The sequence below is a fragment of the Saccharopolyspora sp. ID03-671 genome (assembly GCF_045278815.1).
GTDB lineage: Bacteria > Actinomycetota > Actinomycetes > Mycobacteriales > Pseudonocardiaceae > Saccharopolyspora > Saccharopolyspora ipomoeae.
In genome coordinates, this window is the sequence record NZ_CP134054.1 from 4146343 (window position 1) to 4163068 (window position 16726).

The 16726-nt window shown below is 71.6% G+C and carries 16 protein-coding genes; 11 read left to right on the forward strand and 5 right to left on the reverse strand.

Annotation, left to right across the window (positions count from 1 at the left end; all coding sequences use genetic code 11):
* Positions 1 to 79: 79 nt before the first annotated feature.
* The 7 genes from hemL to REH65_RS19145 all read left to right on the forward strand — a co-directional run bounded on the left by hemL (position 80) and on the right by REH65_RS19145 (position 7970).
* Positions 80 to 1429, forward strand: a complete 1350-nt coding sequence (hemL, locus tag REH65_RS19115; protein WP_406688538.1) for a glutamate-1-semialdehyde 2,1-aminomutase — start codon at positions 80 to 82, stop codon at positions 1427 to 1429.
* Positions 1426 to 2088 (forward strand): histidine phosphatase family protein, encoded by a 663-nt coding sequence (locus REH65_RS19120; protein ID WP_281457489.1) that lies wholly within the window; start codon positions 1426 to 1428, stop codon positions 2086 to 2088. Before hemL ends, REH65_RS19120 begins: the two co-directional genes overlap by 4 nt.
* Positions 2085 to 2672, forward strand: coding sequence for a TlpA family protein disulfide reductase (locus REH65_RS19125; RefSeq protein WP_406688539.1), 588 nt, complete (start codon positions 2085 to 2087; stop codon positions 2670 to 2672). The genes REH65_RS19120 and REH65_RS19125 overlap by 4 nt, the downstream gene beginning before the upstream one ends.
* Before the next feature lie 170 nt (positions 2673 to 2842).
* Entirely contained in the window at positions 2843 to 3625 is a 783-nt protein-coding gene (locus REH65_RS19130) for a cytochrome c biogenesis CcdA family protein (RefSeq protein ID WP_281457491.1), read from the forward strand.
* Positions 3625 to 5247 (forward strand): cytochrome c biogenesis protein ResB, encoded by a 1623-nt coding sequence (locus REH65_RS19135; RefSeq protein WP_406688540.1) that lies wholly within the window; start codon positions 3625 to 3627, stop codon positions 5245 to 5247. The genes REH65_RS19130 and REH65_RS19135 overlap by 1 nt, the downstream gene beginning before the upstream one ends.
* On the forward strand, positions 5247 to 6272 hold the full coding sequence (ccsB, locus tag REH65_RS19140; protein ID WP_406688541.1) for a c-type cytochrome biogenesis protein CcsB: 1026 nt from the start codon (positions 5247 to 5249) through the stop codon (positions 6270 to 6272). Before REH65_RS19135 ends, ccsB begins: the two co-directional genes overlap by 1 nt.
* 201 nt (positions 6273 to 6473) lie before the next feature.
* Entirely contained in the window at positions 6474 to 7970 is a 1497-nt protein-coding gene (locus REH65_RS19145; RefSeq protein ID WP_406688542.1) for a MinD/ParA family protein, read from the forward strand.
* Between the two features lie 72 nt (positions 7971 to 8042).
* Here the strand turns inward: REH65_RS19145 and REH65_RS19150 are convergent, their stop codons facing one another.
* Positions 8043 to 8228 (reverse strand): hypothetical protein, encoded by a 186-nt coding sequence (locus REH65_RS19150; protein WP_281457495.1) that lies wholly within the window; start codon positions 8226 to 8228, stop codon positions 8043 to 8045.
* A 350-nt stretch (positions 8229 to 8578) separates the two neighbouring features.
* A complete protein-coding gene (locus REH65_RS19155) occupies positions 8579 to 8803 on the reverse strand; it encodes a BldC family transcriptional regulator (protein WP_093414319.1) in 225 nt (74 codons plus the stop codon).
* Positions 8804 to 8997: 194 nt separating this feature from the next.
* Here REH65_RS19155 and REH65_RS19160 point away from each other — a divergent pair, with 194 nt between their 5' ends.
* From REH65_RS19160 to REH65_RS19170, 3 genes are read left to right on the forward strand one after another with little or no spacing between them, the layout of a single operon-like run.
* Positions 8998 to 9372, forward strand: a complete 375-nt coding sequence (locus REH65_RS19160; protein WP_406688543.1) for a DUF4229 domain-containing protein — start codon at positions 8998 to 9000, stop codon at positions 9370 to 9372.
* Complete coding sequence (locus REH65_RS19165) at positions 9369 to 10466, forward strand: PLP-dependent cysteine synthase family protein (RefSeq protein ID WP_406688544.1); 1098 nt, start codon at positions 9369 to 9371, stop codon at positions 10464 to 10466. The genes REH65_RS19160 and REH65_RS19165 overlap by 4 nt, the downstream gene beginning before the upstream one ends.
* A gap of 30 nt (positions 10467 to 10496) precedes the next feature.
* A complete protein-coding gene (locus REH65_RS19170; protein ID WP_281457497.1) occupies positions 10497 to 11054 on the forward strand; it encodes a DUF3558 family protein in 558 nt (185 codons plus the stop codon).
* Positions 11055 to 11108: 54 nt separating this feature from the next.
* Here the strand turns inward: REH65_RS19170 and REH65_RS19175 are convergent, their stop codons facing one another.
* The 3 genes from REH65_RS19175 to REH65_RS19185 all read right to left on the reverse strand — a co-directional run bounded on the left by REH65_RS19175 (position 11109) and on the right by REH65_RS19185 (position 14568).
* On the reverse strand, positions 11109 to 11981 hold the full coding sequence (locus REH65_RS19175; protein ID WP_281457498.1) for a 1,4-dihydroxy-2-naphthoate polyprenyltransferase: 873 nt from the start codon (positions 11979 to 11981) through the stop codon (positions 11109 to 11111).
* Between the two features lie 152 nt (positions 11982 to 12133).
* On the reverse strand, positions 12134 to 13315 hold the full coding sequence (menE, locus tag REH65_RS19180; RefSeq protein WP_406688545.1) for an o-succinylbenzoate--CoA ligase: 1182 nt from the start codon (positions 13313 to 13315) through the stop codon (positions 12134 to 12136).
* Between the two features lie 329 nt (positions 13316 to 13644).
* Positions 13645 to 14568 (reverse strand): 1,4-dihydroxy-2-naphthoyl-CoA synthase, encoded by a 924-nt coding sequence (locus REH65_RS19185; protein ID WP_406688546.1) that lies wholly within the window; start codon positions 14566 to 14568, stop codon positions 13645 to 13647.
* Positions 14569 to 14701: 133 nt separating this feature from the next.
* Here REH65_RS19185 and menD point away from each other — a divergent pair, with 133 nt between their 5' ends.
* A complete protein-coding gene (gene menD, locus REH65_RS19190; protein WP_406688547.1) occupies positions 14702 to 16477 on the forward strand; it encodes a 2-succinyl-5-enolpyruvyl-6-hydroxy-3-cyclohexene-1-carboxylic-acid synthase in 1776 nt (591 codons plus the stop codon).
* Positions 16478 to 16726: the final 249 nt, after the last annotated feature.

A 16726-nucleotide genomic window follows, 5' to 3' on the forward strand; every position in this document is an offset into this window, starting at 1 on the left:
CCGCCGAGCGAGGTGACCACCGACCGTTCGTTGTCGGGGTGCGCCCGGCCACACGGCCGGGGGTGTCAGACTGGGGAGCGTGACAGCTTCTGCGAACTCCGCTTCGACCCGGCACGACGATCCGGCTCCGCAGTCGCGGCAGCTGTTCGAGCGTGCGCAGGCGGTGACGCCCGGCGGCGTCAACTCCCCGGTCCGCGCCTTCCAGTCCGTCGGCGGCACGCCGCGGTTCATGGTTCGCGGCGAGGGCGCCTACCTCTGGGACGCCGACGACAACCGCTACGTCGACCTGGTCTCGTCCTGGGGCCCGATGATCAACGGGCACGCCCACCCCGACGTCGTCGCCGCGGTGCGCGACACGGCCGTGCACGGCACGTCGTTCGGCACGCCCGGCGTCGGTGAGATCGACCTGGCGCAGGAGATCATCGACCGGGTCGAGCCCGTCGAGCAGGTCCGGCTGGTCAACTCCGGTACCGAGGCGACGATGACCGCCGTCCGGCTCGCCCGGGCCTTCACCGGCAAGCAGAAGATCGTCAAGTTCGCCGGTTGCTACCACGGTCACGTGGACGCGCTGCTGGCCGCGGCCGGGTCCGGGGTCGCCACCCTGGGCCTGCCGACCTCGCCGGGCGTGACCGGTGCGCAGGCCGCCGACACCCTCGTGCTGCCCTACAACGACCTCGACGCCGTGCGGCAGGTCTTCGCCGAGCAGGGCGACGAGATCGCCTGCGTGATCACCGAGGCCGCCGCAGGCAACATGGGCACGGTTGCTCCGCTGCCCGGCTTCAACGCCGGCCTCAAGGAGCTGACCAGCGCCAACGGCGCGCTGCTGATCATGGACGAGGTGATGACCGGCTTCCGCGTCTCGTCCGCCGGGTGGTTCGGCATCGACGGCGTCGCCGGTGACCTCTACACCTTCGGCAAGGTCATGTCCGGCGGGCTGCCCGCCGCCGCGTTCGGCGGTCGCGCCGACGTGATGGAGCGGCTCGCGCCGACCGGCCCGGTCTACCAGGCGGGCACGCTCGCCGGGAACCCGATCGCCGTGGCCTCCGGCCTGGCCAACCTCCGCGCCGCCGACGCCTCGGTGTACGCGGCGCTGGACCGCAACGCCGATCGGCTGCGCGAGCTGATCGGCTCGGCGCTGACCGCCGAGGGCGTGGCGCACCAGATCGCCTCGGCGGGCAACATGCTCAGCGTCTTCTTCAGCGAGACGCCGGTGCACAGCTACGAGCAGGCCCAGGGCCAGCAGACCTGGCGCTTCCCGCCGTTCTTCCACGAGCTGCTGGCGCGCGGCGTCTACCCGCCGCCGAGCGCGTTCGAGACCTGGTTCGTCAACGCGGCGATGGACGACGCCGCGTTCGAGCAGATCGCCGACGCCCTCCCGCACGCCGCGCGCGCGGCCGCCGCCGCGACGGCTCCGGAGGCGTCGAAGTGACCCAGCAGCAGAGCGGGACCGAGCCGCAGGGCGAGAAGACCCTCGTTCACTTCCTCCGCCACGGCGAGGTCCACAACCCGGAGGGCGTCCTCTACGGGCGCCTCCCCGGCTACCGGCTGTCCGACCGGGGCGAGCAGCAGGCCAAGCTGGTCGCTGAGTTCCTCTCCGGCCACGACATCGCCCGCGTGATCGCCTCGCCGCTGCAGCGCGCGCAGGAGACCGCCCGCCCGCTGGGCGCGATGTTCCAGACCGAGGTGGCCACCGACGACCGGCTCATCGAGGCCGACAACCGCTTCGAGGGCCTGAAGGTCTCCGTCGGCGACGGCGCGCTGCGCTCGCCGCGGCACTGGCCGAAGCTGTGGAACCCGTTCGCGCCCTCGTGGGGCGAGCCGTACCTGGAGATCGCGCACCGGATGCTCGGCGCCGCGCACCGCGCGCGGGCCGCCGCCTACGGCCGGGAGGCCGTGTGCGTGTCGCACCAGCTGCCGATCTGGACGCTGCGCCGCTACGTCGAGGGCAAGCCGATGTGGCACGACCCCCGGCGCAGGCAGTGCTCGCTGGCGTCCCTGACGACCCTGGTGTTCCGGGGCGAAGAACTCGTGCGGGTGGCCTACGTGGAACCCGCTGGTGGCACCGATCCGAGAGTGACGGGCGCATGAGGAAGCTTCTGGTGCGGCTCGGCCTGATCACGGCCGTGCTGGCGATGGTGGGCGGCTGCGCCGCTCAGGAGGACTCGAACAAGGCCGGGGGCGAGTTCACGTTCGTCTCGCCCGGCGGGCAGACGCGGATCTTCTACCCGGCCGATCAGCGGGGCAAGATCAGCTCGCTGTCCGGCGACGACCTGCTCACGCCCGGCAAGCAGCTGGGCATCCAGGACTTCCCGGGCCAGGTCGTGGTGCTCAACATCTGGGGCTCCTGGTGCGGCCCGTGCCGCTCGGAGGCCGACGACCTGCAGGCCGTGCAGGACAAGCTCGGCCCGCAGGGCGTGCAGGTGCTGGGCATCGACGTCCGGGACAGCCAGAGCGCCGCGGCGGACTTCCACCGCGACCGCGGCCTGACCTACCCGTCGATCTTCGACCCGGCCGGCCGCACGCTGCTGTCGCTGCGCCAGTTCCCGCGCAGCACGGTCCCGGCCACGATCGTCCTGGACCGCCAGCACCGGGTCGCTGCGATCTTCCTGACCGAAATGCTGGAGAGCGAACTCCTCCCAGAAGTCCAGAAGATCGCTTCCGAACCCGCCTGAGAGTCTGTGACGCCGGTCTCCCGCGGGGAGACGTTGGTCCTGAAATCGGCGGGACCAACGTCCCCCCGGCGCGCGGTTCGTGCCTGGGAGTCGCGTTCACCTGGGCGTTTGTGGGCCGGTTCACCGAGCCCGGTGCGTGAGGGCGACGTCGGCTTTCCTACCCTCGAAGCGTGAACCCCACCGAGCTCGCCGCGTCCGGACCGCTGCTGTTCGCGGCGGCCATCGCGGCGCTCGCCGGGGCGATCAGCTTCGCCTCGCCCTGCGTGGTGCCGCTGGTCCCCGGCTACCTGGCGTACCTCGCCGGGGTCGTGGGTGCCGATGCGCCGCCGGTCGACGAGGCCGAGACCGAGCAGGACCGGCGCGGTCGCTGGCGGGTGGCCGGTGCCGCGCTGCTGTTCGTGGCCGGTTTCAGCGTCGTGTTCGCCGCCGGAGCGCTGCTGCTGCTCGGCCTGTCCGACGCCCTGCTGACCAACGAGCTGCTGCTGCAGCGCATCGGCGGCGTCGTCACCGTCGCGATGGGCCTGGTGTTCCTCGGCCTGATCCCCGCCCTGCAGCGGGACGTGCGCGTGCACCGCGTGCCCCGCGCCGGGGTGTGGGGCGCGCCGCTGCTCGGCGCGGTGTTCGGCCTCGGCTGGACGCCGTGCCTGGGACCGACTCTCGTGGGCGTCATCTCGGTCGCCGCGGGCACCGATGTGGACACCGGGACCGCGCTGCGCGGAATCCTGCTGGTGCTCGCCTACTGCGTCGGTCTCGGCGTCCCGTTCGTCGTGCTGGCGCTGGGTGCCCGCTGGGCCGTGCGCAGCGCGGGGTGGCTGCGGCGACGCGGACGCGCGATCCAGATCGCGGGTGGAGTGCTGCTGGTGGTGGTGGGCCTGCTGCTCGTCACCGGTCTGTGGGGAGAGCTGATCTCGATGCTTCGTGGCCCGATCGCCGGTTTCGAGACGCCGATCTGATGCGCGACCACCTCCGAACCGCCCTGTCCTTCCTGCGCAACACCTGGCGCGGGCTGACGTCCATGCGCACCGCTCTGGTGCTGCTGTTCCTGCTGGCGCTGGCCGCGCTGCCCGGCGCGCTGATCCCGCAGCGCTCGCTGAACCAGTCCGAAGTGGACAAGTACTTCCAGGACTACCCGGACATCGCGCCGCTGCTCGACAAGATCGGCATGTTCGAGGTGTTCAGCTCCGTCTGGTTCGCCTCGATCTACGTGCTGCTGTTCATCTCGCTGATCGGTTGCCTGCTGCCGCGCTGCTGGGAGTACTACAAGCAGTGGCGCAGCAAGCCGGTCCGCACGCCGCGCAACCTCGCCCGGCTGCCGCACCACGCCGAGAAGACGCTGGACACCTCGGTCGACGCGGCCATCGACGACGCCAAGAAGCGGCTGCGCGGCTGGCGGATGGTCGAGCACACCGAGGCCGACGGGGCCCGCTCGATCAGCGCCGAGCGCGGATTCCTGCGCGAGATCGGCAACCTCGTGTTCCACTTCGCGCTGGTCGGGCTGCTGATCGGGCTCGCGGGCGGCAAGCTCTACGGCTACGAGGGCCAGGTCATCGTGGTCGCCGACGGTTCGGAGTTCTGCAACTCCGGCACCTACAACTACGACTCGTTCCGCGCGGGGCTGTCGGTCGACGGCACCCAGCTGTCCCCGTTCTGCGTCAAGGTCGACGACTTCGACGTGCAGTACCAGCCCAACGGTCAGGTCGCCAGCTACAACGTCGGCATGCAGTACCAGTCCGACGAGGACCTGGAGACCAACACCTGGAGGCCCTACGACCTGCAGGTCAACCACCCGCTGCGCACCGCGGGCGACCGGGTCTACCTGACCGGCAACGGCTACGCGCCCCGGTTCACCGTCACCTGGCCCGACGGCCAGCAGCGCACCCAACTCGTGCAGTGGCAGCCGATGTCGCCGCAGACGATGCTGTCGCAGGGCGCCACCAAGTTCGACCCGCCCGGCGTGACCGACGAGGCGCAGCGCAGGCAGAACCAGCTGGCCATCACGGGTCTGTTCGCGCCGACCGCCGCGTTCGACGGCAAGATCCTCAGCTCCGGGTTCCCCGACCTGCTGGACCCGACCGCGGCCATCGACGTGATGCGCGGCGACCTCGGGCTGGACTCCGGCCGCGGCCAGTCGATCTTCGGCGTGGACCAGTCGATGGTGCAGCAGGGCAGGCTCCAGCGGGTCGCGCGCGAGAACGTCCGCGTCGGCCAGGAGATCCGCCTCGACGACGGCACCACGGTCCGCTTCGACGGCGTCGAGCGCTGGGCGAACCTGCAGATCTCGCACGACCCGTTCCAGACCTCGGTGCTGGTCTTCGCGGTGCTCATCATCGGTGGGCTCGGCACCTCGCTGATCATCAAGCGCCGCCGCATCTGGGTGCGGGCCGCTCCGCACCCGGAACCCGGCGAAAACGGCTCCGCGCGTACCGTTGTCGAGGTCGGCGGGCTCGCCCGCACCGACCAGGCCGGGTACGGCGAGGAGTTCGCCCGGATCGCCGACGACCTGCTCGGTGCGGATGTCGACCACTCGCCCCAGCCCCGCGCGGACGCAGGGACCGCGCGCGAAAGGAAGAGCTGATGCCGGTCAACCAGACGCTGTCCAACTACAGCGACATGGCCTACGCCACCTCGGTGGTCATCTACATCGCTTCGATGCTGCTGTACTTCGGCGAATTCGCCCTGGGCCGGGTCGCCACGGCCGCCCAGGCGCGGGAGGCCGCGCTGGTCGGCGTGAAGTCCGGTGCCCAGAAGTCGGGGGCCGAGAAGTCCTCGGACGCCAAGGACGTCATCGGCCACGTCCCGGCCGCGCCGAAGCGCCCGCTGGCCGAGCGGCTGGGCGGCATGGCCGTGTCGATGACCGTGCTCGGCGCGCTGGTCCACTTCGGTTCCCTGCTCACGCGCGGTCTGGCCACAGGCCGGGTGCCGTGGGGCAACATGTACGAGTTCGGCTCGGCGATCTGCCTGGCGGCCGTCGTGGCCTGGCTGATCGTGCTGTTCCGGCAGCTGCGCAACGCTCGCCGCGAGGCCACCCCGGCCCAGCTGCGCGGGCTCGGCGGATTCCTGATGCTGCCGGTGACGCTGCTGCTGTTCCTGTCCGGCACCGTGCTCTACGCCGACGCCGCGCCGCTGCAGCCAGCGCTGCAGTCGTACTGGATCATCATCCACGTCGCCGCCGCGATCGTCTCCAGCGGCGCGCTGCTGTTCGCCGGTGTCGCCAGCATCCTCTACCTGCTGCGCAGCCGGTACGAGAACAACCCGCTGAAGATGGTCAAGTTCGGTTCGCGGCTGCCCACCAGCCAGGCGCTGGACCGGATGGCCTACCGCGCCACCGTGATCATCTTCCCGGTGTGGACGTTCGCGATCGTCGCCGGCGCCATCTGGGCCGAGGCCGCGTGGGGCCGCTTCTGGGGCTGGGACCCCAAGGAGACCTGCGCGTTCATCGCCTGGATCGTCTACGCCGCCTACCTGCACGCCCGCGCGACCGCGGGCTGGCGCGGGGTGCGCTCGGCGTGGATCAACATCCTCGGCCTGGCCGTGATGATCTTCAACCTGTTCTTCGTGAACCTCGTCGTGACGGGATTGCACTCCTACGCCGGTCTGTGAGCACCCGATCCGGCGTTCGCAGCAGCGCCACGGCGCGTTCGGCTCGCAGTCGTGGCGTGCATCGCGTTTGGTGTCCGGGAGAACCGAGGCGCCTACCCGCCACCTATGGTGACTAGGGGGTATGGGTGGCGTTAGGTTTTGCCGACGTGGAGCCCGCCCGAACATGATGGGCTCGACTCGAACGTGGGAGGGACGGCGACGGTGACGGGACAGTACGAAGAGCCCGAGACGCGGCGGGACATCGATGCGACCGCGCCGCGGACCGACGGCCCGGCCGGCACCGAGGCGGAGACCGGCAAGAACGGCAACGGCTCCTACACCGAGCCGGAAACCCGCCCGCAGCAGCCGAAACCGGTTCCGGAGCACCCCGAGCCGTCGTACGTGGACCCGTCGCAGCCGGACGTCTCCGGTCCTTTCCCGGTCGCGGAGGCTCCGCAGCCGTACTACCCGAGCGGAGCGCCGGTGTACCCCGACCCGTCCCAGTCCGGCCCGCACGCCCAGCCGCAGGCCCAGCAGCCCCAGGCCCAGCAGACGCCGCCGCAGGCCCAGGCCCCGCAGGCTCAGGGGCAGCAGTGGCCCGGGCAGTCCGGTCCGTACCCCGTCTCCTCGGGCCCGTACCCGGTCGCCGAGGGCGGTTCCGGTCCGGTGAGCCCGTACGCGCCGGTGTCCGGCGGTCCGTCCGGTCCGTTCCCGACGGGCCAGCCGTACCCGCCGCAGCAGGCTCCCCAGCAGGGACCGCCCCAGCCGGGGCCGCAGCCGAACGCCGACCTGTCCTCGGCGCAGCTGCTGCGCCAGACCAAGCGGCCGCCGCAGTCCGGCTGGCGCAAGGCCGTCTACCTGGCCAGCGGCAAGACCGTGAACTTCGGCGAGGGACCGACCGACCGCAAGCGCCGGGAGCTGATCGCGCGGGTCAACCAGCCGCTGCAGGGCTGCTACAAGATCGCGATGCTCAGCCTCAAGGGCGGCGTCGGCAAGACCACCGCGACCGCGACCCTCGGCGCCACGTTCGCGTCGCTGCGCGGTGACCGGGTCATCGCGGTCGACGCCAACCCCGACCGCGGCACGCTGAGCCAGAAGATCCCGCTGGAGACCACCGCGACCGTCCGGCACCTGCTGCGCGACGCGCACCGGATCCGCCGCTACAGCGACGTCCGCTCCTACACCTCGCAGGGCCCGAGTCGTCTCGAGATCCTCGCCAGCGAGCAGGACCCGGCCGTCTCCGAGGCGTTCAGCGAGGACGACTACCGGCGCACGGTGACGCTGCTGGAGCACTTCTACAACGTGGTGCTCACCGACTGCGGCACCGGCCTGATGCACTCCGCGATGAAGGGCGTGCTCGACGTCGCCGACTCGCTGGTGATCGTCTCGTCCAGCTCCCTCGACGGCGCCCGCAGCGCCTCGGCGACCCTGGACTGGCTGGACGCGCACGGCTACGGCGACCTGGTGTCGCGCTCCGTCGCGGTCATCAACTCGGTGCGCCCGGCCTCGGGCAAGGTCGACGTGGACAAGCTCGGCGCCCACTTCGCGGCCCGCTGCCGCGCGGTCTCGCGCATCCCGTTCGACGCCCACCTGGAGGAGGGCGCCGAGGTCGAGCTCGACCAGCTGGCGGCTCCCACGCGCATGGCGCTGCTGGACCTGGCGGCGATGGTCGCCGACGACTTTCCGCACGCCTCAGGACGGCAGGCCTCTCAGGGGTAGAGGCCTGTGGTCACCCTGCTCGGCGGCGCGGGTAGCGGAACCTGACACCGGTCCTTGCCCGGCGGGTGGGGTTCACTCCTCGTCGGTCGGGCGCTTGTTCTTGCGCTGCTCCTCGGCGAGCCTGCGGAGGAACTCCGGGTCGTCGTCGGGGGCGACGGGCGCTCTGCGCGGACGTGTCGTCGCGACCTGCGGTCCGAACGCCTTCCACATCAGCACAGCGATGGTGAGCGCGCCGATCGCGGCGAGGACGTAGATCATCGAGGGCACCTCCAACCGTTCCGCTTACGAGATTAGCCAATCAGAGCGGGTGGCGTCTTTGTCCGGAGGTGTCCGGTTTCCAGCGGTGTTCATCTAGCGGTGTTCGTCTAGCGGGGCCCCTGGTGACGCCTCGCACCTGCGCGAGGCGTCACCAGGGGCGGCGGTCGTCATCGGCCGGCCGCCCAGCGATCTTCGACTTGGTGCAGTGATTCTCGGCTGTGCAGACTGCTTCCTCGGCGCCTGCAGCGGTGTTCGGGGCACTCACCACGAGGGGTCTTGGGGAGTGGTCCTGAGCCACCGCCGCGTTGACTTCCGCGCCGCTTCGAGATGTTCTCCGCTGCCGGACTCGGTCAGGCGGTGCGGTTCACATCGTTGGTCAGCTCGGCCAGCAGGGTGCGGACCTCAGACTCGCGGAAACGACGGTGACCACCGGGGGTGCGGATGGAACCGATCCGGCCGGCGGTCGCCCATCGGGTCACGGTCTTGGGGTCGACCCGGAAGAGCGCCGCGACCTCACCCGGGGTGAGGAGCTGCTCCTGACCGTTCTGGCGAGGCTGCTGAGTCGACGCGGTCACAGGTGACCTCCACATTTGCGATAACTGGTATTCGGGCATTCCGGTCGCATCCTGGCACTTCAGGGGCCAGGTACTCGAACGTTTGGGTTTAGGTAAAGGGAAGGTAAGGGACGAAAGCGGCGCATCGGGCGGTGGCCGTCGCGGACCGCATCCGCCGGGACGGGCCGGTCAGCAGGTGCTCTACCCTGGATGACGTGCGGGAACAGCAGGAGACGACGACCGGCGAGTCCGAGGCGACCACAGCGACCGCTCCCGAGGCGGGCACCGAGCAGCCGACCGGCGGGACGTCCGAGGTCAAGCCCAACCTTGCCCGCGACATCGCGCTCTACACGGTCGCCCGGTTCGGCCTGGTCGCGATCGTCGCCGCGCTGCTGATGCTGGCCCAGGTGCCGGTGCTGGTGGCGATCGCGGTGTCGGTGGTCGTCGTCATGCCGCTGTCGCTGCTGGTCTTCGGCCGGTTGCGGCGCAGGGTCGCGATCGGCATGGCCGAGCGCACCGAGGACCGCAGGCAGCGCCGCGAGCAGCTGCGCGCCGAACTGCGCGGCGACGCCCCGGCGGACGCCGAATGACCAGCGACATCGACCGCTCCTGCGAGCGCACCAGGGCGTGGGTCAGCGAGGCCGTCCGGATCATCGAGGCCGACGCCAACCGCAGCGCCGACACCCACCTGCTGCGGTACCCGCTGCCCGCGGAGTGGGGGATCGACCTCTACCTCAAGGACGAGTCAACACATCCGACCGGTTCGCTCAAGCACCGACTGGCCCGATCCCTGTTCCTCTACGCCATCTGCAACGGCTGGGTGACCGAAAACACACCCGTGATCGAGGCGTCGTCGGGCTCGACGGCGGTGTCGGAGGCCTACTTCGCCCGCCTGCTCGGACTGCCGTTCATCGCCGTGATGCCCCGCTCCACCAGTGCCGAGAAGGTCTCGCTGATCGAGTGGCAGGGCGGGCGCTGCCACTTCGTGGACGAGCCCGGCGCGATCTACACCGAGTCGCGACGGCTCGCCGCCGAGCTCGGCGGCCACTTCATGGACCAGTTCACCCACGCCGAGCGGGCCACCGACTGGCGGGGCAACAACAACATCGCCGAGTCGATCTTCGACCAGCTCACGCTCGAACCGCACCCCGAGCCCGCCTGGATCGTGGTCGGAGCTGGCACCGGCGGCACCAGCGCCACCATCGGCCGCTACCTGCGCTACCGCAGGCTCGGCACCCGGCTGGCCGTCGTCGATCCGCAGCGCTCGGTGTTCTTCGAGGCCTGGCGCGACAGCGACCCGGGGCTGACCAGCGACACCGGCTCCCGCATCGAGGGGATCGGCAGGCCGCGCGTCGAGCCGTCCTTCATCGGGCAGGCCATCGACCGGATGATCAAAGTGCCGGACGCGGCCTCCATCGCCACCATCCGCTGCACCGAGCACGTCCTCGGCCGCCGCGTCGGCGGCTCCACCGGAACCAACCTGTGGGGCGTGTTCGCGCTGGTCTCGGAGATGCTCGCGCAGGGCCGCCGGGGCAGCATCGTCACGCTGCTCTGCGACGGGGGCGAGCGCTACACCCACACCTACTTCGACGACGCGTGGGTCGCCGAGCAGGGCATGGACCTGGAAGCCCCGCGCAAGGTCCTGGACCGCTTCCACACCACCGGTGAGTTCCAGGCAGACTAGGGCCCGTCGATCTTTCGCGGAGGAGGTCCGGTGCTCGAACGCCTGCTGATCAGCGCCGTCGCCTGCACCGCGCTCGCCGGGTGCAGCGCGGTGCAGGAGGTCGTGCCCACGCCGCCGTCGTCCGAGCCGAGCACGTCCGAGGAGTCCACGGCGACCAGCACGGCCCCGTCGATCACCCGCGACGTGCCGCCGGAGCAGCGGCGGATGCTGGGAACGCTGACGGCAGCGGACCTGTGCGGGCTCCTCCGGCCCGACGAGATCGCGGCGCTGGCCTTCGACGTCGAGCCCGGTCGGCCCCGGGAGGTCGGCATCGAGCCGCCGGTGCGCGGCTGCGCGTTCGAGTCCCGCACCGGCGGACGTCAGGTCCTGATCGGCGCGCAGGCCCCCGGCTACGCCGACCTGGGCGACGAGGAGATCGAGCTCGGCCCGGTGCGCGGCACCAAGGTCCTGCGCACCTCGGACTGCACCGTCTACGCCCCGGTCGCCGAGGCGACCCTCCAGGTGTCGGTGATCTCGGGGGAGACCGACTCCGACCTCTGCCGCATGGCCTCGGACGTCACCCAGTACGTCCTGCCTGTGCTTTCTTAGGTCCGTGGTTGCTTTGCTTGGCGGTGCGGGGAAAGCACCTGCGGCGCTTGGCCTCTAGCCGAACGCCAGGGTGGCGCCCGTGATGGCGCCCCAGGCGAGCATGGCGAAGCCGGTGTCCCGGACCGCGGGGATCAGGTAGCGGCCGGTGGCGCCGCGGATGACCGCGCGCAGCGGGATCAGCAGCAGCGGCAGGGCCAGGAATCCCAGCAGGACCCAGGAGTTGCGCAGCCCGATCAGGACCGTGATGACGAACGGCACCAGCGCCAGCGCGGTGTAGAGGGTGCGGGTGTCGCGATCGCCGAGCATCACCGCCAGGGTCCGCTTGCCGGTGACCCGGTCGGAGGGGATGTCGCGGAGGTTGTTGGCCACCAGCACCGCGCAGGACAGCGAGCCGATGCCCACCGCCGCGCCGATGCTGAAGCCCGAGATCGTCCCGGCCTGCACGAACATCGTGCCCAGGACGGCGATCAGGCCGAAGAAGACGAAAACCGCGACCTCGCCCAGGCCCGCGTAGCCGTAGGGCTTGCTGCCGCCGGTGTAGAACCAGGCACCCGCGATGCACAGCGCGCCGATCGCCAGCAGCCACCACTGGCCGCTCAGCGCGACGACGCCGAGCCCGGACACCGCGGCCACGCCGAAGCACGCGAACGCGGCGTTGCGGACCGCTCCCGGCCGCGCCGAGCGCGATCCGACCAGCCGGAACGGGCCGACGCGCGAGTCGTCGGTGCCGCGGATGCCGTCGGAGTAGTCGTTGGCGAAGTTGACCCCGATGATCAGGCTCAGGGCCACCACCAGGGCCAGCAGCGCGATCAGCGGGTCGAACGAGTCCACTCCCGCGGCGGCGCCGGTCCCGGCCAGCACCGGCGCGATCGCATTCGGGAAGGTGCGCAGACGGGCACCCTCGATCCATTGCGCGACAGTCGCCATGAGCCTCATCTTCGCTCACCGGCGATGCGGCTCGGCTAGCAGGTGGCACACATCGGGAGCGGTGCGCGGAGCCCGGAAGCCGCTCGGGTTCCGCTACCCGCACCGCCGAGCGAGGTGACCGCGAAGCGGTTCTCAGCAGGTCAGCTGGGTTCTCAGCAGGTCAGGTGGGCGGCGAGCGCGCGCCGGTCCGGTTTGCCGGGCCCGCGCAGCGGGAGCTCTTCGAGCAGGGCGATGCGCTTCGGCGCGGCCGCGGCGCCCAGCCGCGCGCGGACGGCGGCCCGGAGGGCGTCGACGTCGGGTTCGGCGGCCGGGTCCGGGACGATCGCGGCCACCACGGCCTGGCCCCACTCGGCGTCGTCCACGCCGAGCACGCAGGCCTCTCGGACGCCGGGCTGCTCGGTGAGGACCCGCTCGACCGGCAGCGGGGCGACCTTCTCGCCACCGGTGATGATCACGTCGTCGGCGCGGCCCAGCACCTCCAGCCTGCCGTCGGCGAAGCGGCCGAGGTCGCCGGTGCGGAACCAGCCGCCCGCGAAGACCTCGGCGTCGGGCCGGTTGCGGTAGCCCCTGGCCAGCATCGGCCCGGCCAGCCGGATCGGACCGAGGTCGCCTTCGACGTCGACCCGCGCCACGTCCAGCGGGACGCCGTCGTAGACGCAGCCGCCCGCGGTCTCGCTCATGCCGTAGGTGGTGGTCGCCCGCACGCCGAGCTCCCGGGCGTCGGCGAGCAGGGCGGGCGGGGTGGCGGCGCCGCCGAGCAGCACGGCGTCGAACTCGCGCAGCGCGGTCAGGCCCGCGCCGCCGTCGGCGATCAGCCGGGACAGCTGGGTCGGCACCAGGGCCGTGTAGTGCGGGCCGTCGGCGGCCAGGAGGGGGCGCGCGGCCTTGGCGAAGGCGTCCGGGCGGAAGCCGTTCGAGGTGTCGACCGCGTGCGGTCGGGTGCCCGCCAGGAGCGCTCTGACCAGGACCTGGACGCCCGCCACGTGGTGCGCCGGCATCGCCAGCAGCCAGTGCCCGGCTCCGCCGAGCCTGCGGTGGGTGGCCTCCGCCGAGGCGCGCAGCGAGCTCGCGGGCAGCAGCACCCCCTTGGGCGCGCCGGTGGAGCCGGAGGTGGCGATGACCAGCGCGGTCGGGTCGTCCTGGGCGTCCTCGCCGGGGTTCAGCGGGCCGCTCAGGGCCGTGGCCAGGCGTTGCGCCTCCTCGGGGGCGTCGGCCGCGACCGGCAGCAGGGCGGGTCCGGCGCCGTCGAGCGCGCGGCGGAGAGCGGGCAGCACGTCCAACGCCCGGGTTCCCGGTGGCACTTCGAGCGGCTGCAGGTCCCGGGCGTTCGGCATGGGCTCCATTCTCGGCGCGGTGGCCGGGAGCGCGGCCGTCGGGAGACCGAGAGGTTCGACACTAGCTCACCTGTTCGAGCGATCAAGTGTTCGAAAGGATCGGTCGATGATGTGGGGGCGAGCGGAAGGAGAAGGCGATGTTTCTCGTGTTCGTGCTGGTCATCCCCGTCTTCACCGGGCCGTCCCCTGCCGGCGAGCCGGGGTCGCCGGAGGACGTGAGGTCCGGCAGCGGCGGTGCCGACCCGGCCGGGCCCGAGCGGGAGACGCCGGACGAGCAGGGCCAAGGGCTGCTGCTGTCCGGCGTGCTGCCCGACGAGGACTGGGAGGTCTCAGAAGTACCAGGGGAACTGGGACCAGTCGGGGTCTCGTTTCTGCAGGAACGCGTCCCTGCCTTCGACGGCTTCGTCGGTCATGTAGGCGAGCCGGGTGGTTTCACCGGCGAAGAGCTGCTGACCGACCAGCCCGTCGTCGAGGGCGTTGAACGCGTACTTGAGCATGCGCTGCGCCGTCGGGGACTTGCCGTTGATCTCCCGGGACCACTGCAGGGCGGTGGCCTCCAGCTCGGCGTGCGGGACGACCTCGTTGACCATGCCCATCTCGTGGGCCTGCCCGGCGGTGTAGGGGCGCCCGAGGAAGAAGATCTCGCGGGCGAACTTCTGCCCGACCTGGCGGGCCAGGTAGGCCGAGCCGAAACCACCGTCGAAGCTGCCGACGTCGGCGTCGGTCTGCTTGAACATGGCGTGCTCGGCGCTGGCCAGGGTGAGGTCGCACACCACGTGCAGGCTGTGCCCGCCCCCGGCGGCCCAGCCCGGCACGACCGCGATCACCACCTTGGGCATGAACCGGATCAGCCGCTGCACCTCCAGGATGTGCAGCCGGCCCGCGCGCGCCGGGTCCACGGTCTCGGCGGTCTCACCCCCGGCGTACTGGTAGCCGGAACGGCCGCGGATGCGCTGGTCACCACCGGAGCAGAAGGCCCAGCCACCGTCCTTGGCCGACGGGCCGTTACCGGTGATGAGCACGCACCCCACGTCACTGGACATCCGCGCGTGGTCCAGAGCGCGGTAGAGCTCATCGACGGTGTGCGGCCGGAAGGCGTTGCGGACCTCGGGGCGATCGAAAGCGATGCGCACCGTGCCCCTGCCGGGGCCGTCCTCGACGCAGCGGTGATAGGTGATGTCGGTGAAGTCGAAGCCCTCGACCGGCTCCCACAACTTCGGATCAAACAGCTCAGACACAACGGGATTCTGCACACCTGGGACAATAGGGGTAGCAAGTGCTCGGCGCGGGGTCCTCCCCGCGGTCCCCCGGTGCTTGCGTGGACGCCGGAGAAGGTCGCCGCGGACCCTTCTCCGTTGTCCGCCAGGCGATTTCAGAGGTGATCGGTTGAACCCGTCCACAGCCCAGGCTGAGGTCATCGTCGATGAGCTCGTCCGGAACGGGGTGCGCCACGCGGTGCTCGCCCCGGGATCCCGCAACGCACCTCTCGCCTACGCTCTGCATCGGGCCGCGCACGCAGCGCGGTTGCGGCTGCACGTCCGGATCGACGAGCGCAGCGCGGGTTTCCTGGCGCTGGGTCTGGCGGCGCGCACGCACCGGCCGGTCCCGGTGTTCTGCACCTCCGGCACGGCCGCGAGCAACCTGCACCCGGCGGTCAGCGAGTCGTACCACGCGGGCGTGCCGCTGCTGGTGATCACGGCCGACCGGCCGCCGGAGCTGCGCGCGGCGGGCGCCAACCAGACCATCGATCAGCATCGGCTGTACGGCAGCGAGGTGCGGTTGTTCGACGAGCTCGGCGTGGCCGAGGCCCGGGCGGGCCAGAACGCCTACTGGCGCAGTCAGGTCTGCCGAGCGTGGAGCGCGGCCTCCTGCGGCATGCGCGGAGGACCGGTGCACCTCAACGTGCCCTTCCGCGAGCCGCTGGTGCCCGACGACGACGCGGAGTGGTTCGAGTCGCTGGAGGGGCGTCCCGGCGGGGAGCGGTGGACCGAGGTCGCCGACCGCGGCGCGGGGCCGAGCTCGCTGTCGCGGCTCCGGCCCGGGCGCGGCCTGGTGCTGGTCGGCGACTGGGGCGCCGAGGCCGCCAGCGCCTGGGGCGAGCGCTACGGCTGGCCCGTGCTGTCGGAGGTCGGCGGCGTCGGGGTGTCCGGCGCGGCCGCGATCAGCACCGGCATGTGGCTGCTCAACCTGCCCGAGTTCGTCCGCGAACACCGGCCCGAGCAGGTGCTCTGCGTGGGGCGCCCGACGGTGTTCCGCCAGGTCCAGCGACTGCTGGCCGACACCGACGTGGAGGTGCTGCTGGCGCACGGGGGCGTTGACGGGAGCGGGGCCGACTGGCCCGCGCCGGCGCACAACGTGCGCGAGGTCGCGGAGGCATTCGGTTCCGGACCCGATCCGAGCGGGCCGGGCGTGGTGGACCCGCAGTGGCTCACGGCCTGGCAGCAGGCCGACCAGAAGGCCTCGGCGGCGCTGCACGCCGCGCTCGACCTGGAGCGGTGGCCGAACGGACCCGCCGTGGCGCGCGAGGTCGTCGACGCGCTGCCGGAGAACGCGCTGCTGGTGCTCGGGTCGTCGAACCCGAGCCGGGACGTCGCGCTCGCCGCCCGGCAGCGCCCCGACGTCCTGGTGCACCGCAACCGCGGTGCGGCCGGCATCGACGGGACGGTGTCGACCGCGCTCGGCGCGGCCACCGGGCACGGCGGCCCGGCCTACGCGCTGCTGGGCGACCTGACGTTCCTGCACGACAGCAACGGCCTCGTGCTCGGCCCGTACGAGCAGCGACCCGACCTGACCATCGTGGTCTTCAACGACGACGGCGGCGGCATCTTCAGCCTGCTGGAACAGGGCAGCCCGGAGCAGCGCGGATCGGATCAGCGCAACCCTGATCAGCGCAACCCCGATCAGCGCAACCCCGATCAGCGCGGCCCGGAGAGGGGTGACTCCTTCGACCGCGTCTTCGGCACGCCGCACGGCACCGACCTGGGGCGGCTGTGCGCGGCGCACGGCGTCGAGCACGTCCAGGTCCCGGGCCACGCCGAGCTGCGCGAGGCGTTGCGGCCGCAGCCCGGTCTGCGCGTGGTCGAGGTGCGCGCCGACCGCGAGGAACTGCGCGCGGTGCACCAGCGGCTGCACGCGGCGGTCCGGTCCGCACTGCTCGGCTGAGGCGCGACCGGCCTGAAAGGCCTGGCGCGCGACGTGAAAGTCGTTGCGGGACGAACGATTCCTGGCTCGACGGAACGCGAACGCGGTGCGCTTCCAGGGCTCGTGGGTGTTCGACCGGCCATTGTGGCCGGTGCAACGCCGCACCCCGTCAACGCCGTACTCCATTGGTGTGCATTCGCGTTTTTCCGTGTGGTGATGGGAAAAACTCGGCTCGAAAAGCCCGCCGGGTGTGAACGCGGTTGCCTACTC

Excerpts from the sequence above, each read along its gene's own strand:
- REH65_RS19165 (WP_406688544.1), top strand. The coding sequence starts at position 9,369 with ATGACCAGCGACATCGACCGCTCCTGCGAGCGCACCAGGGCGTGGGTC.
- REH65_RS19125 (WP_406688539.1), top strand. The coding sequence starts at position 2,085 with ATGAGGAAGCTTCTGGTGCGGCTCGGCCTGATCACGGCCGTGCTGGCG.
- REH65_RS19135 (WP_406688540.1), top strand. The coding sequence starts at position 3,625 with ATGCGCGACCACCTCCGAACCGCCCTGTCCTTCCTGCGCAACACCTGG.
- menE (WP_406688545.1), bottom strand. The coding sequence starts at position 13,315 with ATGCCGAACGCCCGGGACCTGCAGCCGCTCGAAGTGCCACCGGGAACC.
- REH65_RS19175 (WP_281457498.1), bottom strand. The coding sequence starts at position 11,981 with ATGGCGACTGTCGCGCAATGGATCGAGGGTGCCCGTCTGCGCACCTTC.
- REH65_RS19150 (WP_281457495.1), bottom strand. The coding sequence starts at position 8,228 with ATGATCTACGTCCTCGCCGCGATCGGCGCGCTCACCATCGCTGTGCTG.
- ccsB (WP_406688541.1), top strand. The coding sequence starts at position 5,247 with ATGCCGGTCAACCAGACGCTGTCCAACTACAGCGACATGGCCTACGCC.